Raw genomic sequence first — 15,228 nt, 5'->3', positions numbered from 1 at the left:
CCTGGCCCTGGTCAGGCCTGAACGTTGGTTCCGACGAACGCGCGGAACGGCTGGGTGGGAATGATCCGGCTCGCCCGTACGTCCGCGAACCCCGCCTTCTCCAGCTGGGCGACCAGCTCGTCCTCGCTGGGCAGTGGGCCACCGAAGTCGGCGTACTCGAACCAGAGGTTGAGCACGTCGAGGCCGAGGTTGCCGCCGCCCTGGCACGACGACGTGAGGAGCAGCCGGCCGCCGGGCGCCAGGAAGGAGCGCGCTCGTTCCAGCACCTCGACCCGGTCGGCCTCAGGGAAGTAGTAGATGTTGTTGTGGAGCGTGACGAGGTCGAACTGGGGCTGGAGTTCGAGGGTGCGCAGATCACCCTGGCGGGTCTCCACGCGGTCGGTGAGCCCCCATTCGGTCATGTTGTCGGCGGCCCGGACAGCGACCTCTTCCTGAAGGTCGACCGCGAGGGCGGTCAGGCGGGGGTTGAGGCGCGCGGCGTGGCGGACGTAGGCACCGGATCCGCAGCCGATCTCCAGCAGCCGGATAGGGGTGGTGCGCTCCAGAGTGCGGTCGATCGCCTCGTGCACCAGTCCCTGCAGGGCCAGGGAGGAACGGGCGATGACCGTGCCGTCCTGGTCGTCGAGGGAGAAACGGCGGCCCTCCTTGAGCATCCGGGGCGCGTCCAGGAGCACCGGCAGGTGGAACCGCATGATCTCTTCGAGGGCGGCGGCGACCGCGTCGTTCCCCGACTGGGCCAGGAGCTTGGCCGTGGTGCTCCTGAGGCGGTAACACCCCTCGCGCACCTCGAACTCGCCGAGGCGGACGCCCGTCTCCAGCCAGGTGCGCAGCCGCTCCCGGTCCTCGGGCACTTCCAGGTACTCGGCCAGGCTCTCCAGGTCGCAGGGGCGCACTGCCAGACACCGCAGCACGCCCGAACCGGAGGCGGACGCCAGGAAGGCCGCCCGGTACAGCGGAGTGACCACCACGGTGGAGAGCGCCAGGAGCAGCGGGGTCCGTGGATCGGTGACGACCTTCGCCACGGCCAGCACATCCGTGATCGGCGCCTCCACCCGGTCCTTGACGGTCCTGGCCAGGCTCAGTAGATCCATGAGGGTTCCCTCTTCACAGTGGGCAGTCGGTCTCGCGCCGTCGCGCCCGGGCCGCTCGACTCGTCGAGGTGGCGGGCGAGTTCGGCACGGATCTTGCGCAGGAGGTGCGGCTTCGAAGGGCCGTTGAGGAAGAAGTGGTCACCCTCCACGTGGTGGCGCAGGAGCGACCCTCGGGTGTGGACGCGCCACGCCTCCATCTCGTGCGCGGGCGCGATCGGATCGTGGGTGGCGGAGAACGCGGTCATCGGGCAGCGCAGGGGGCGGCGCGGGGCCCATCGGTAGGTCTCGCAGACGGCGAGGTCGGCGCGGAGCACCGGCAGACGCCGTTCGAGGTACGAGCCGCCGATGGTGTCGTCGGCACCCAGGCCCCCGAGATCGCGCACCAGCTGCCGCAGCTCGGCGTCGGAGAGCTGGTGATCCCGGCGATCGCCGTACAGATGCGGAGCCTTGCTTCCCGACACGAACAGGTGCGTCGGCTCGGGCCGGCCGCGGTCGCGCAGCTCGCAGGCGACCTCGTAGGCGAGCAGGGCTCCCATGCTGTGGCCGAACAGGGCGTAGTCATGGGCGAGTTCGCGCTCGACGAGGGCGTCCGCGAGGTCGGACACCAGAGGGGCCATGGCCGTGTACGGCGTTTCCTTGACGCGCAGTCCCCGGCCGGGCAGGAGGACGGGCACGACGTGTACGTCGTCGCCCAGGTCCGCCGACCAGTCCCGGTAGACGGACGGCGTGCCGCCGGCGTACGGAAGGCAGATGAGACGCAGTGGGGGAGTGCCTGCCCCCGAGTCCGGGGTCGGGCGCAGTAGGGGAATGAGTGCCCCCGCGTCCGGGTTCGGGCCGAACCCCTGAAACCACCTGTCGGCCGCAGGCCGCGGAGCCGAGGGACTCCTTGTCGCCCGCTCGATCGTGTGCACGTGGGTCCTCTCGGTACGGTTTCGCGGTCCTTGGCAGCAACTGGTCAGCGGGCGACGGCCTTGCGGCCCTCCGGTGAGTCCAGCCAGGCCAGCGTGAGCTCGATGCCTGCCTCGAAGCCCACCTCGCTCTTGAACCCGAAGTCGTCGCGGGCCCGGTCGATGGCGTAGGACTGATCGCGGTCGAACAGATGAACGGCGTGACGGGTGAGTACGGGGCGGGACTTCACCCGCAGGGCGCCGTAGAGCTTCTCCGAGACCGTGGCCACGCCGCGCGCCAGCGGAGTCGGCAGGCTGAACGCGGGAGGCTTCACACCCAGACCGAGGGCCAGCGCCTCCACGTACTCCCGCCAGGTCGTCGCATCGGGGTCCCGCAGGTTGTACGCCTTGCCCACCGCGGCGTCGGACGTGCACGCGGCGATCATTCCGTCGACGAGATTGCCCACGTAGACGAGTCCGGCCGGTACGGCACCCCCGCGGATGTAGACCATCTGCCGGCCCAGCAGCAGCGTCGCGATCTCGATCACGAAGTCCTTGCTGCGCGGACCGTAGACCGACACGGGCCGAATGACGGTCACCGGCAGACCGGTGCGCTCGGCGGCCTGCCGCACGGCGCGTTCCCCCAACACCTTGCTGCGGTTGTACGGCAGCCCGATGTCCTTGGGTTCCGCGCTCTCGTCGCAGGGTGCCACCGGATAGCCGTAGACGTCGGTGGTGCTGAGATGGACGAGGCGCTCGACGGTACCCGCGTGGTGGGCCGCCTCGACGAGGTTGCGGCTGCCGTCGACGTTGATCCGCCGGAACTCCTCCCAGGGGCCCCAGTCGGCCGACATGCCCGCGCAGTTGTAGACGTGCCGCACACCGGCCGTGGCACGACGCAGACTTGCCGGATCGCCGAGTCCACCGATCACCACCTCGACGTCGACACCCGCGAAGGCGGAACGGTCGCTGCCTTCCCGGACCAGCACCCGTACGCGGTGGCCGCGCTCGGCCAGCCGACGGGTCAGATGTCCGCCGATGAAGCCGCTCGCCCCGGTGACCAGGACGTCGGCGGCAGCGGCGTCGCGAAGCGGCTCCGGCTCGGGCGAGGGGGTCGTGTGCGTGTTCTCCGACATGGCTCGTCCCAGGAGGTCGAGGGTGTGTTCCAGGTCTTCTTCGACGTGGTCCGCGTTGAGGAAGAAGCGCAGACGGCACTCGTCGCGGGCGACGGCCGGGTAGCCGATCGGCATCACGTTCACGCCCTGGTCGAGCAGGGTGTTGGAGAGCGCCATCGTCCTCTCCCAGTCGCCGATGACGACCGGGATCACGGCTGAGGCCCGTGACACACCTATGTCGAGTCCGCGGGCCCGTGCCGAGTCGCGGAAGCGCTCGGACAGTTGTCGCACCCGGGCCACGCGCTGCGGCTCGTCCCTGATGACCCGGATCGCCTCCAGAGCCGCGGCCGTGTTCGCCGGCGAGATCCCGGTGCTGAAGATGTGCAGCGGTGCGGTGAACCTGAGGTATTCGATGATCGGTTCGCGAGCCGCGACATAGCCGCCGAGGCTGCCGATCGCCTTGCTCAGGGTGCCCATCCACAGATCGACATCACGGCGGTCGACGCCGAAGTACTCGCCGATGCCCCGGCCCGTTCTCCCGAGGACGCCGATCGAGTGCGCCTCGTCGATCATCAGCATCGCGCCGTGGCGCGCTTTGACGTCGATGAACCTGCGCAGGTCGGGGACGTCGCCGTCCTGGCTGTACGCGCCCTCGATGAGTACCAGGACCCGTCGGGCCCCCGGGCGCAGGGTGCCCAGCATCGCGTCCAGCGCCCGCCAGTCGTTGTGCGGGAAGGGACGGCGCCGCGCACCCGACAGCATGCAGCCGCGCAGCGCGCTGTCGTGGATCCACTCGTCGTGCAGGACGAGGTCCTCGGGCCCGAAGAGATGTCCGATGGTCGCCACGTTCGTGGCGTGGCCACCGGCGAAGACGATGGCGGCCTCGGTGCCGAGGAACGAGGCGATCTCGGCGTCCAGTTCGCGGTGCAGCGGCGTCTCACCGAACAGCAGGGGCGTCGCGGAACTGGAGGTGCCGTACCGCTCGATGGCCTCCTGCGCAGCTCGGCGGACGCGCGGGTGATTCGACAGCGCGAGGTAGTTGAACGAGGAGAAGTTGATGACCTGGCGACCGTCGACGGAGGCACGACCGGAGTTGTAGCCCTCGTGGACTCGGCCGTACGGATTCGAGCCGCTCGCCCTCACCTGTCGGAGCCGGCCCTGGAGTTCGGCGTATTCGGCCCACTCCTCGAACGCGCGCTCCTGCTTCACCGGTGGACCGGAACCGTCCCTGGAACGCACAGGCACGGCCGATGCCACGGGTCGGGGCGAGCGAGGGGCCGCCGGGAGATCGTCGCTCCTCGGGGCCTGCTGTCCGTCGGCGCCCAGCAGAGCCACCAGTTCACCGACGGTCGGGTCCTCGGGTACCGACTCCCGGTATTTCTCGAGGTGCTCGGGGAACTGCCGGGCCAGGGAGCGCTCCAGTTCGGTCCGCATCAGCGAGTCGAATCCGAGGTCCGCACCGAGCCGGGCGCCGATCGGGATCTGTTCGGGCGGGAAGGCACACGTCCGTGCGACCTGACGCACCACCTCGCTTCGCACCGAGTCCCGCACCGCGTCCGCGACGACTGCGGCGGACCGCACCGGTCCGGGCTCCGCAGGGTCGTTCCCGACCTCGGCGGCCGGCATCGGCACGGGCGCTGTGGACGTCGGCCCGACTTCACGATCCGGCCGGTCGACGGTGGTGTCCGTCTCCGACGGAGGCGAGAACCAGTACCGCTGTCCTTCGAGGACCGCGTGCGGTACCGGGACTCGCGGCCTGCGGGATCCCTCGTCGAGGGCGGCCCAGTCCACGCGTCCGCCCGCGCAGTGCAGGCGGCCCAGCGACTGCAGAAGTGTCTGCCAGTCACCGTCGCCCACCGGGCCGCCGCGGACCCGTCGCAGAGAGGGCAGCCACAGCACCGACTCCTCGTCCTCCGAGGCTGTCATCGTGCGCGCCGTGTTGAGCAGGGTCGGATGCGGGCCGATCTCCACGAAGGCGTCGCAGCCAAGGCGACGGAGCGTGGCGAAACCGTCGGCGAAGCGCACCGGGCCCAGCATGTGCCGGGCCCAGTCGTCGGCCCCGATCCGCCCGGTGACCTGCTCGCCGGTGGCGTCGAAGACCCAGGGGTACTCCGGCTCCCGGAACTCGACATCGAGGGCTGCCGCGCGCAGCGGTTGAGCCGCACCGGCCATCAGCGGGGAGTGGAAGGCGTGCGACACCGCCAGTGGCCTGACGACGACAGACTGGCCTTCGAGCCGGGCACGGACCCTGTCGATCTCGGTGCGGGGCCCTGACAGCACCAGCTGCTCGGGGGCGTTGACGGCGGCGACAGCGACCGAGTCGCTGTCGGCGACTGCCGCGCGGATCACCTCCGCGTCTCCGGCACAGGCGATCATCGCCCCGTCGCCAGGCTGTTCGGCCATGGACCTGCCCCGCACCACGGCCAGCGCCAGAGCGTCCTCCAGGGACATCATCCCGGCCACGCACGCGGCGCCGTACGCCCCGATACTGTGCCCGAGAAGAGCCGCGGGCCGCACACCGAGCGAGATCCACAACTCGGCGAGTGCGACCTCCAGTGCCACCAGGGCGGCCTGGCAGTAACGGGTGTTCGCCAGCTTCTCGGTACCGCCCTCCCCGAAGAGCAGTTCGGTCAGTGGGAGGCCGAGGTGCGGACGCAGGACACGGTCGGCGCGGTCCAGGGTGCGGGCGAACCCGGTGTGCGTGTCGTACAGGCCCTTGCCCATGCCTGTGTACTGCGTGCCCTGGCCGCTGAAGAGGAACGCGACCTTCGGGGCGTACCCGGGCCGGGCGTGACCGCGAACCACGACGGTCGACGGTCCGCCGCGGGCCAGCGTGTCGAGCGCGGTGTCGAACGCCGCCCGGGAGCCGCCGGTGACGACCGCCCGGAAGGGGAGCTGGGCCCGGCCCGTGTGGGCTGTGTGGCAGAGATCCGCGAGCTCCGCGTCGGGATGGCCGGCCAGGTGTGTGCGCCACCGCTGTGCCAGTGTGGTGAGGGCGGTCCCCGTGTGCGCCGACAGGCACAGGGCATGTACGGGCCGCTTCGGGGCCACCGCGTCGATCGGGTCCGGCTCGGGGGCCGATTCGAGCACCAGATGTGCGGTCGACCCGCCGAATCCGAACGAACTGACTCCGGCCCGTACGACGCCCGCGTCCGGCAGATCGACGAGCCGTGTCGGAACGTCGAGCCCGGCGTCCTCCCAGACCAGGCGGCGGTTCGGCGTACGCAGGTGGAGCGTCGGCGGTACCTGGCGGTGCCGTACGACGAGGGCCGCCTTGATGAGTCCGGCGATACCCGCGGCCGCCTCCAGGTGCCCGATGTTGGTCTTGACCGACCCCACGAGGCAGCGGTCGCCTGTGGACCGCCCCTTTCCGTACGCGGCCGCGAGGCCCTCCCACTCGACGGGGTCGCCGAGCGAGGTGCCGGTGCCGTGAGCCTCGACGTAGTCGACGGCCCGGCCGCTCAAACCCGCCTGGGCCAGGGCCCGTTCGATGACGGACCGCTGGGCCGAACCCCTCGGTGCCGTAAGGCCGTTGCTCCGGCCGCCGTGTGCGGTGGCCGACCCCCGGATCACGGCATGGACCGGATCGCCGTCGGCGAGGGCCGCGGAGAGCGGCTTGAGGAGGACCAGGCCCACACCCTCACCGCGCACGTAGCCGTTCGCGGAGTCGTCGAACGTACGGCACCGTCCGTCCGGGGAGAGCATGTTGCCCTGGGCGAACGCCACCGAAAGCCCCGGTGTGATGAGCAGGTTCACTCCGCCGGCCAGGGCCGAGTCGCACTCGCCGCGCCGCAGGCTCTCGCACGCGAGGTGAACCGCCAGCAGCGAGGACGAGCACGCGGCGTCCAGAGCGAGACTCGGCCCTCGCAGATCGAGTGTGTACGACAGCCTGTTCGCCGCTATGGAGTGCGCGTTGCCGGTCGCCGCGTGGACGTCGATCGTCTCCGGTCGGCTCATCTGCAGCTCGGAGTAGTCGTGGCTGCTGATGCCGACGAACACGCCGGTCGCGCTGCCCGAGAGCCCCGTCGGGTCCAGACCCGCGTCCTCCACCGTCTGCCAGGCGGTTTCGAGGAGCAACCGCTGCTGAGGATCCATCCGAACCGCTTCCCTGGCCGACAGGCCGAAGAAACGGGCGTCGAACTCGTCCACGCGATCGATGAAGCCGCCGAAGGCGGGAGCGTTCACCTGCCCCGGTGCCCAGCGATCGCCGGGTATCTCGGTGATCGCGTCGCGTCCGTCGACCAGGAGACGCCAGTAGCTGTCCGTGTCGGGTGCTCCGGGAAAGCGGCACCCCATACCGATGACTGCGATCGGCTCGGACCGGGGTTCCTGGTGCCGGGGCGGCAGCTCCGCGAGGGGCGTGTCGGCCGACGTCTGAGAAGTACCGATGTGGGCCACGACTGCCTGGATGGTCGGGTGCTCGAAGGCGGTACCCGTGGTCACCTCGCGCCCCGTCCTGGCTCCAAGCTCCGCGAGGATCGCGGCGGCCTGCTTCGAGTCGAGGCCCAACGAGGTCAAGGGCCTGGTGACGTCGACCGAGGTGACCGGCACTCCCAGGCACCGGGCCACCTCTCCGACCAGCCATGCCTCCACTGCCTCCGGCTTACGCAGTTCGGAGGGCCGAGCGGCGTCCTCCCGCGAGGAGCCGGCCGTCCCGCCCTGCGGTGCCTCACCCAGAAACAGGTCGATCAGGCTGTCGACCCGCGGAAGCGCCAGCAGCTCGCCCACGGCGATCCTCGTGCCGAGCTTTTCCTCCAGCCCGCGCACGGCGGTCAGCAACGCCGGGTAGTCCAGGTCGAGTTCGGCGAACGTCCAGCCGGTCAGATCCGGGGCGTCGGCGGCCGCCGGGACTCCCGTCAGCGCCTCCGTGACCGCGTCGGTCACCCGTTGCCCGCGCTGGGCGACGGACAGACCGGCGGGACGGTCCACGGACGGAGACACCTCGACGTCCCGCGTGACACTGGCCGCCACCACCGAGAGCCCGAGGTCGAGGAAGGCCCGCTTGCACGCCTGCCGTTGAATCTTGCCGCTGGTGGTCTTGTGGACCGTCGACCTCTTGAGGAGAACGACGGCGTGCGGCGCGACCTCGTGCTGCTCGGCGATGGCCGTGCGCAGTTTCGCCAGAAGCGCCGACGCGCCGTCGACGCGCCTGCCCTCGATCTCGTAGGCGACGACGAGTTCCTCCGCGCCGTCGACCTCGATCGAGAAGGCCGCGCCCGAGCCCGGCCGAATCGCCTCGTCGGCCTGCTCGACGGTGAGTTCGATGTCCTGCGGGTAGTGGTTTCGGCCCTGCACGATGACGACGTCCTTGATACGTCCGACGACATGCAGCTGGCCGCCACTGAGGAAGCCGAGGTCGCCGGTGCGCAGGTAACTCGTCTCTCCCTCGCCCTCGACGCGGGCCCGGAAGGTCTCCTCCGTGGCCTCGGGGCGGCGCCAGTACCCGTGTGCCACGCTCCCGCCCGCGACCCAGATCTCTCCGACGCGCTCTTCGTCGGTGATCCGCCGTCGCGTATCGGCGTCGACTATGGCGACGTCCACCCCGTCGACGGCGGGGCCGCACCCGACGGTGCGGATCGCCCGCCCGCTCTCCGGTCCGCCCGCGGGCCGGGCGACTCCCACGCCCAGTGCCGCGGGCACGAACGTGCCGACCGTCGGCGGCTCGTGCGCGCCGACTCCCGTCACCATCAAAGTGGCCTCCGCGAGGCCGTAGCAGGGCAGCAGGGCGCGGCGTACGAAGCCGCAGGGCGCGAACCGTTCGGCGAACCGGTCGAGGGTGTCCGCGCGTACCGGCTCGGCGCCGTTCAACGCCAGCCTCCAGTGGCTCAGGTCCAGGCCGCTGAGCTGCTCGTCGGTGATCCGGCGTACGCAGTGCTCGAACCCGAAGTTGGGGGCCACGCTCGTGGACGCCCGGGTCCGCGAAAGCGTCTCCAGCCACAGCAGCGGCTGCCGTACGAAGGACGCCGGGGACATGAGATGCGCGGGAAACCCCCCGTACAGGGGCGTGAGGATGCCGCCGATGAGACCCATGTCGTGGTACGGGGGCAGCCAGGACACCATTCCCGACTCGGTGTCGTGCTCCAGCCTGCGATGGATCGAACGAAGATTGTGCAGCAGGTTGCCGTTGCTGACCATGACGCCCTTGGGGGACGAGGTCGAACCGGAGGTGTACTGGAGGAAGGCCGTCGAGTCGCTGTCGACATCGGGGTCTCGCCAGTCGTCGGCTCCGGCGGTGCCGAGGTCGGCGGTCGCCAGCCAGCGCAGACCGGCGAGCCCGAGCGAGTCGATCTCACGCCGTTTCGTGGCCGCGAACCGCGACAACGCCCCGGTCGTGAGTGCGTGTGTGGCCCGCGAGTCCCGGGCGATCGCCGCGAGACGCGGCATGGTCTGGCCGAAGCGCCGTGTCTCCGGGGGATAGGCCGGTACGGCGATCGCTCCGGCGTAGAGGCAGCCGAGGAACCCGGCGATGTAGTCGAGCCCCGGGGGATGGAGCAGCAGGACCGGCTTGCCGGACAGGCCCTCACGCTGGAGAAGCGAGGCCACGGCCCGGACGCGAAGGTCGAGTTCGCGGTAGTCCCATGACTCGCCGTCGCCGCCGGAGCGGCCTTGCCTGGTTCCCGAGAGGAAACGGTAGGCGAGCGCGCCCGGACGATGTTCGAGATGGTGCCGCAGCAGCGCGGCGACGGTTTTCGGCCCGTTCCCCCGCAGGTGTGTCTCGTTGGGATCCTGGTTCATGAGCGTCTCCGTCACTTGCCGGGCAGGGCCTGTGAGCGTCGGACGGCACCGGCCGGCCCGCTGCTCAGGTGGTGGTAGTCGGTCTTGCCGTTGGCGTTGTGCGGGAGCTCCTCGAGACAGGTGGCCGAGTGCGGCAGCATGTACCGGGGCAGGTGCTGGGCGCAGTGCCGCTTGATCTCGATGAGGTTCGGTCTGCGGGCACCCGTACGGAGGGTGTAGTAGAGGGCGATCCGGGGTTCGGCGCCCTGTGTGTCGACCACGACGGCCACGGAGGAGATGTCCGCGTGCCTCAGCGCCGCGGCTTCGATCTCGCCCAACTCCACGCGGTAGCCGGAGAGTTTGACCATCCGGTCCTTGCGCCCGCGGTAGACGATGCTGTCGCCCTCGTAGCTCACCAGGTCCCCGGTGGCGTGGCGGCCCTTCCCGTGTCCGGCGGCGGTCGATTGTGACTCCCGTCGCCAGTAGCCGGGAGTGACGCAGTCCCCCTCCACGATCAACTCGCCGAATGCCTCGGGCCCCTCCAGCGTGCGTCCGTCCCCGTCGACGACGGACACGCGGACACCGGGTAGCGGAGTGCCGATCGGTACGGGTTCGTCACGCGTCAGGTCTGCCGGGCGGACCCGGTGGTAGGTGCAGACGTTGGTCTCGGTGGGGCCGTAGAGGTTGTACAGCTCGGTCCCTTCGGGCAGCAGTCCGGCCAGGGAGCGCAATTGCCCGATGGGGAAGACCTCGCCGGCGAAGAGGACGTACCGCAGCGTGCGCGCGGTGTCGGCGGTGAGTGCTCCCGAGACCGTCAGGAGTTTCAGCACGGAGGGCACGGAGTACCACACCGTGACTCCGTGATCTCGGATGCCCGTGGCGAGCGCCGTCACGTCGCGGGCCTGGTCGTCGGCGACGATCCAGACGCGGGCGCCCACCGACAGTGCAGTGAACAGGTCGAAGGTCGACAGGTCGAAGTTGAACGAGGCGTGGTTGGCGAACACGTCCTGCGGGCCCACGGTCAGCTCGGTGCGGGCCCAGCGGATGAAGTTCGCCAGATTCCGATAGGAGATCCGCACGCCCTTCGGAGTGCCCGTCGACCCGGAGGTGTAGAGGATCGCGGCGAGATCGTCCCGTTCCGGCGTGGGCGGGAGCCCGACGTGTCCCGCCGCACCGGTGGCGAAGTCGGCCCACGGCCGGACAGGTGCCGTCGGCCTGCCGTCGGCCTTGGCCAGGGCGCTGTTCGGTTCCTGGTCGGCACCGTCGGACACGACGATCGTCCGCAGGGAAGCGGGCAGTTCGCGGTCCGCCAGCAGCTCCATGTGACGGCGGTCGGTGAACAGCGCCACGGGTTCGCAGTCCACGAGGATGCTCTCCACCCGCGCGGGCGGTTGCCCTCCGTCGAGCGGGACGTAGGCGCAACCGGCCTGCAGCGTCGCGAGAATCGCCTCGGCGTAGAGCGGCTGCTTGTCCATCCAGACCGCCACGCGGTCACCGATCGCCACACCCAGCCCCAGCAGACCGGAGGCGATGGCGGTGACCTCCGCGTCCAGCCGGCCGTAGGTAATGGTCCACGCGCCGACGAGGGCCGGACGGGCCGCCTGCTCCTGGGAGAGCGGCCGTTGCAGCCGGATCAGCGACAGGTCGGCCTCGTGTGGCGTCCGGGGTATGGCTGTTCCCGTCATTGTCGCCTCACCCCGCCGACGGCAGGACACCGACCTCACGGCCGGCCTCGACGAAGATGCCCGCGGCGGTCTCCAGATCGTCCCTTGTGTGTTCCGAGGTGACGCTGACACGCAGTCGCGCGTCGCCGAGCGGCACGCCCGGGAAGACGACCGTCTGGCAGAAGAGCCCCCTCGCGCGTACCGCGCGCCCCATCTCCATCGCCTTGCGCTCGTCGCCGATGACGATGGGGAGGATGGCGCTGCGAGTGTTCTCCAGGTCGAAACCGGCGTCCGACAACTGGCTGTGGAGGAGCCGGATGTTGGACCACAGTTCCGCGATCCGCTCGGGTTCCGCCTCGATGACGTCGATCGACGCGATCAGCCCGGCCGCAACGCCCGCGGGGATGTTCGCGGCGAACACGTACGAGTTCGAGTAGTAGCGGAGGTACTCGACGACCTCCTCCTCGCCGACGACGAAGCCGCCCATGCCCGCGAGGGCTTTGCTCATCGTTCCGAGTTCGAGGTCGACCTCGCCCTTGAGCCCGAAGTGCTCGGCGGTGCCGGAACCCCGCCGGCCGAGCACGCCCGTGGAGTGGGCGTCGTCGATCATGATCCGGGCGCCGTACTCCTTCGCCAGGCGGACGATCTCGGGAAGGTCGCAGATGTCGCCGTGCATGCTGAACACGCCGTCGGCGACGATCAGTTTGCCGCCCGACGTGTCGTCGGAGCGCTTCAGGATGCGCTCCAGGTCGGCCATGTCGTTGTGCTGGTAGATCTTGCGGGTGCCACCGGAGAGCCGGGCGCCGTCCACGATGCTCATGTGGTTGAGCTTGTCGACCACCAGGGTGTCGTAGCTCTTGACCAGGGCGGAGATCGCACCGACGTTCGCGGAGTATCCACCGGGGTAGACGATGCAGGCCGGCCGCTGCTTGAAGGCCGCCAGACGCCGCTCCAGTTCCTTGTGGAGCGTGTTGGTCCCGCCGATGAACCGGGAGCCGGTGTGCGTGGCTCCGTACTGGCGCGTGGCGTCGCAGACGGCCTCGATCACCTTGGGGTGGTTGGCGAGGCCGAGGTAGTTGTTGGACGCGAACATGAGGAACTCGCGTGTGCGGCCCTCTGTTTCGTCGAAGATGACGGCCCGGTTCGAGCAGCGGGAATGCAGGGGCATGCCGTACCAGTAGAGCCGGTCGGCCTCCCGCCGTCGCAGGTACGTGCCGAAGCTGCGGGCCTTGGCGAACAGGTCGCCGTCGCGCTCCTCCACGAAGTCCTTCATCGAGCGGCCGTCCCAGGCCGAGTCCCACTGCGCGGCTGACTCGTCCGCGACCGCGCCGACCCCGGGTGGCCGGTCGCCGCCAAAGCCCTGGTCCCCAGGCTGCATGCCGTCGTGGAACGGACGCAGTGCCGTGACGAGATCGCGCACGGACGCCGCGGTGACGGTGCCTGCCAGAGTGCTGGGAAGGCCGAGCTCCCGGGCCGAGTCCGCCACGATCGCGGCCAGGAGCACGGAGTCGATGCCGAGCTCGCTCTCGAAGTCGGCGTCAAGCGCCAGTTGATCGCGTTGGTACTGGGTGTGCCGCATGGTCATGGTGACGACTGCGTCGAGGAGCGGATCGTCCCCTTCGGAAGCCGTGGCGACGCCCGGCTCCGTCGGCGAGGGTGCGTCGCCGCCCCGGCCGAGTGCCTCCTCGACCGCACGGACGAGCTCGCCGATCGTGGCGATGCCGGGCGGCAGCTGCGTCGCCAGGGAGAACTGCTCCCTCACCGAGGCCAGGATCGACTCGAAGATGACCGAGTCGATGCCGAGCTCCGCCTCGAAGTGGCTGTCGGGCAGGAGATAGGACTCGTCGTACAGCGTCCGCGAGGCGATGATGTCGAGAACCTGCCGATGGATGCCGGTGTTCTCCTGCCGGTTCCCCATGATGTGCGTCATCGGACGCTGTCTCCCTCTCGCTGCAGCCGTTCGACGAGTGCTGCGATCGTGTCCACCGTCCGGAAGTTGGCAGGAGCGATCTCCCGCAGCGGAACGGTGATCCGGAAGTCGTTCTGCAGGTAATGCACGAGGTCGAAGATCTCGGCCGAATCGATGATGTTGAGATCGGCGATGGGGACGTGCGCGTCGAGCCCGTCCGCGTCACCGTCGAGCCAGACGTCGGCGATGTAGTTGATGATCGACTGCTGGGTGCTCATGGTCGTCCTCGGCTCGTTTTCGGCGGACTCCGGCCTGACTCCGGCCTGACTACGGCCCTGTGGCGACGATGGCGGCCGTGCGTGCGGCAGACGTGGTCATGCTGAGGCCTCGGCGGACGCGAGGCGCTCGATCAGGTCGGCGACAGCCGTGATCGTGTCCCCGGGAGACGCGGCGTCGTCGCCGACGTCCACACCGAACTCGGACTGGATCACCAGGAGCAGTTCCACGAGGAACAGCGAGTCCATGTCGAGATCCTCGAACGTGGTGTCGGCGCTGATCTCCGCACGGTCCACCTCGAATCGGTCGACCAGAAGATCGACCAGCCTGCCGTACATCACGCTCATGCTGTGCGTTCCTTCCCCTGCGCTCAGAAACGGTCCAGTTCCGGCCACGTCAGTACCGCCGACCCCCAGGTGAGCCCGCCTCCGAACGCCGTGAGCAGCAGCCGTCCACCCGGACGCAACGTGCCCTCCGCGTGTGCCTGGTCGAGCGCGAGAGGGATGGAGGCGGCCGCCGTGTTACCGACCTCGGCGATGTTGCTGACGCAGCGGTCCCTGGGGATCCGGAGGCTGTCGGCGACGTGATGGGTGATCCGGAGGTTGGCCTGATGACTCACCAGATGGTCGATGTCCTGCGCATCCCAGTCCGCTCGCGCGAGGACCGTGCGGGCCGATCCGGTCATCCGTCGCACCGCATGCCGGAAGACCTCCTTGCCGGACATCGTGAAGTACCGGTCGTCGGCGGCGGGATCCGCTCCGGACAGGCGCTGGCGCGAGCCGCCCGCCGACACGCTGATCAGGTCCTCGCCCGCTCCGTCGCTCCCCAGGTCGAAGGGGCCGAGCGCGCCGGGTTCCCGCGGATCCCCCGAGCGCAGTACGACGGCGCCGGCGCCGTCTCCGAAGATCACGGCGGTGGACCGGTCCTCGGGATTGAGCAGGGTGGAGAACGTCTCCGCGCCGATCACCAGCACCCGGTCGGCGACCCGGGCGGATATGAGCCCCGCCGCGGTCGCCAGCCCATAGACGAACCCGGTGCAGACGGCGGACACGTCGTAGGCGGCGGTCCCCCTCATCCCGAGCCGGGCGGCCACCGTCGGCGCGGTCGCCGGACAGGGGCGATCGGGCGTGGTGGTGGCGACGAGCACCATGTCCACGGCGGAGACCCCCGCGCTCTTCAGGGCCTTCTCGCCCGCCCCGACGGCCAGATCGGAGGTCGCCGTCCCCTGCTCCGCGAAGTACCGCTGCTCGATACCTGTGCGCGACCGGATCCACTCATCCGAACTGCCGAGTCCGGCGGCCAGTTCGTCGTTGGACACGGCCCTGGGCGGCAGGCAGCTGCCGACCCCGGTCAACACGGCGGCCCGACTCATCGGACATGGTCCCGACGACGTGCAACCACGCTGGTGCTCCTCGTCTCCCGGTGGACCAAAGGTGATGTCCGGGCCGAGTCTGGCCCGAGGCACTGACCGATGACTGACCAGCCACTGACCGATGGCTGACGCGGCACACGAGTGGGTGCGGCTCCCGGCGGCTCCCTCGTCGCGGATTCCGCGGTGCCGCTGCCCGTGCA

The 15,228-nt window shown here is 70.0% G+C and carries 8 protein-coding genes; all 8 read right to left on the bottom strand.

From position 1 onward, the window contains the following. Positions 1 to 11: 11 nt before the first annotated feature. Positions 12 to 1,091, bottom strand: coding sequence for an SAM-dependent methyltransferase (locus tag JEQ17_RS02560; protein ID WP_200393630.1), 1,080 nt, complete (start codon positions 1,089 to 1,091; stop codon positions 12 to 14). Beyond that, positions 1,079 to 2,002: a thioesterase II family protein gene (locus JEQ17_RS02555; RefSeq protein ID WP_234048022.1), complete on the bottom strand. Its 924-nt coding sequence runs from the start codon at positions 2,000 to 2,002 to the stop codon at positions 1,079 to 1,081. The genes JEQ17_RS02560 and JEQ17_RS02555 overlap by 13 nt, the downstream gene beginning before the upstream one ends. 44 nt (positions 2,003 to 2,046) lie before the next feature. Then, positions 2,047 to 9,828 (bottom strand): type I polyketide synthase, encoded by a 7,782-nt coding sequence (locus JEQ17_RS02550; protein WP_200393629.1) that lies wholly within the window; start codon positions 9,826 to 9,828, stop codon positions 2,047 to 2,049. Between the two features lie 11 nt (positions 9,829 to 9,839). Beyond that, entirely contained in the window at positions 9,840 to 11,492 is a 1,653-nt protein-coding gene (locus JEQ17_RS02545; protein ID WP_200393628.1) for an amino acid adenylation domain-containing protein, read from the bottom strand. 7 nt (positions 11,493 to 11,499) lie between these two features. After that, complete coding sequence (locus tag JEQ17_RS02540) at positions 11,500 to 13,401, bottom strand: aminotransferase class I/II-fold pyridoxal phosphate-dependent enzyme (protein ID WP_200393627.1); 1,902 nt, start codon at positions 13,399 to 13,401, stop codon at positions 11,500 to 11,502. Beyond that, positions 13,398 to 13,658: an acyl carrier protein gene (locus JEQ17_RS02535; RefSeq protein ID WP_200393626.1), complete on the bottom strand. Its 261-nt coding sequence runs from the start codon at positions 13,656 to 13,658 to the stop codon at positions 13,398 to 13,400. The genes JEQ17_RS02540 and JEQ17_RS02535 overlap by 4 nt, the downstream gene beginning before the upstream one ends. A 96-nt stretch (positions 13,659 to 13,754) precedes the next feature. Continuing rightward, positions 13,755 to 14,003, bottom strand: a complete 249-nt coding sequence (locus JEQ17_RS02530; RefSeq protein WP_200393624.1) for an acyl carrier protein — start codon at positions 14,001 to 14,003, stop codon at positions 13,755 to 13,757. 23 nt (positions 14,004 to 14,026) lie between these two features. Continuing rightward, positions 14,027 to 15,028, bottom strand: coding sequence for a beta-ketoacyl-ACP synthase III (locus JEQ17_RS02525; protein ID WP_200393625.1), 1,002 nt, complete (start codon positions 15,026 to 15,028; stop codon positions 14,027 to 14,029). Positions 15,029 to 15,228: the final 200 nt, after the last annotated feature.

Origin of the sequence: Streptomyces liliifuscus (assembly GCF_016598615.1) — a bacterium.
Taxonomy (GTDB): domain Bacteria; phylum Actinomycetota; class Actinomycetes; order Streptomycetales; family Streptomycetaceae; genus Streptomyces; species Streptomyces liliifuscus.
The sequence above is the reverse complement of the archived record's forward strand: the minus strand, read 5'-3'. Positions and strand labels throughout refer to the sequence as shown.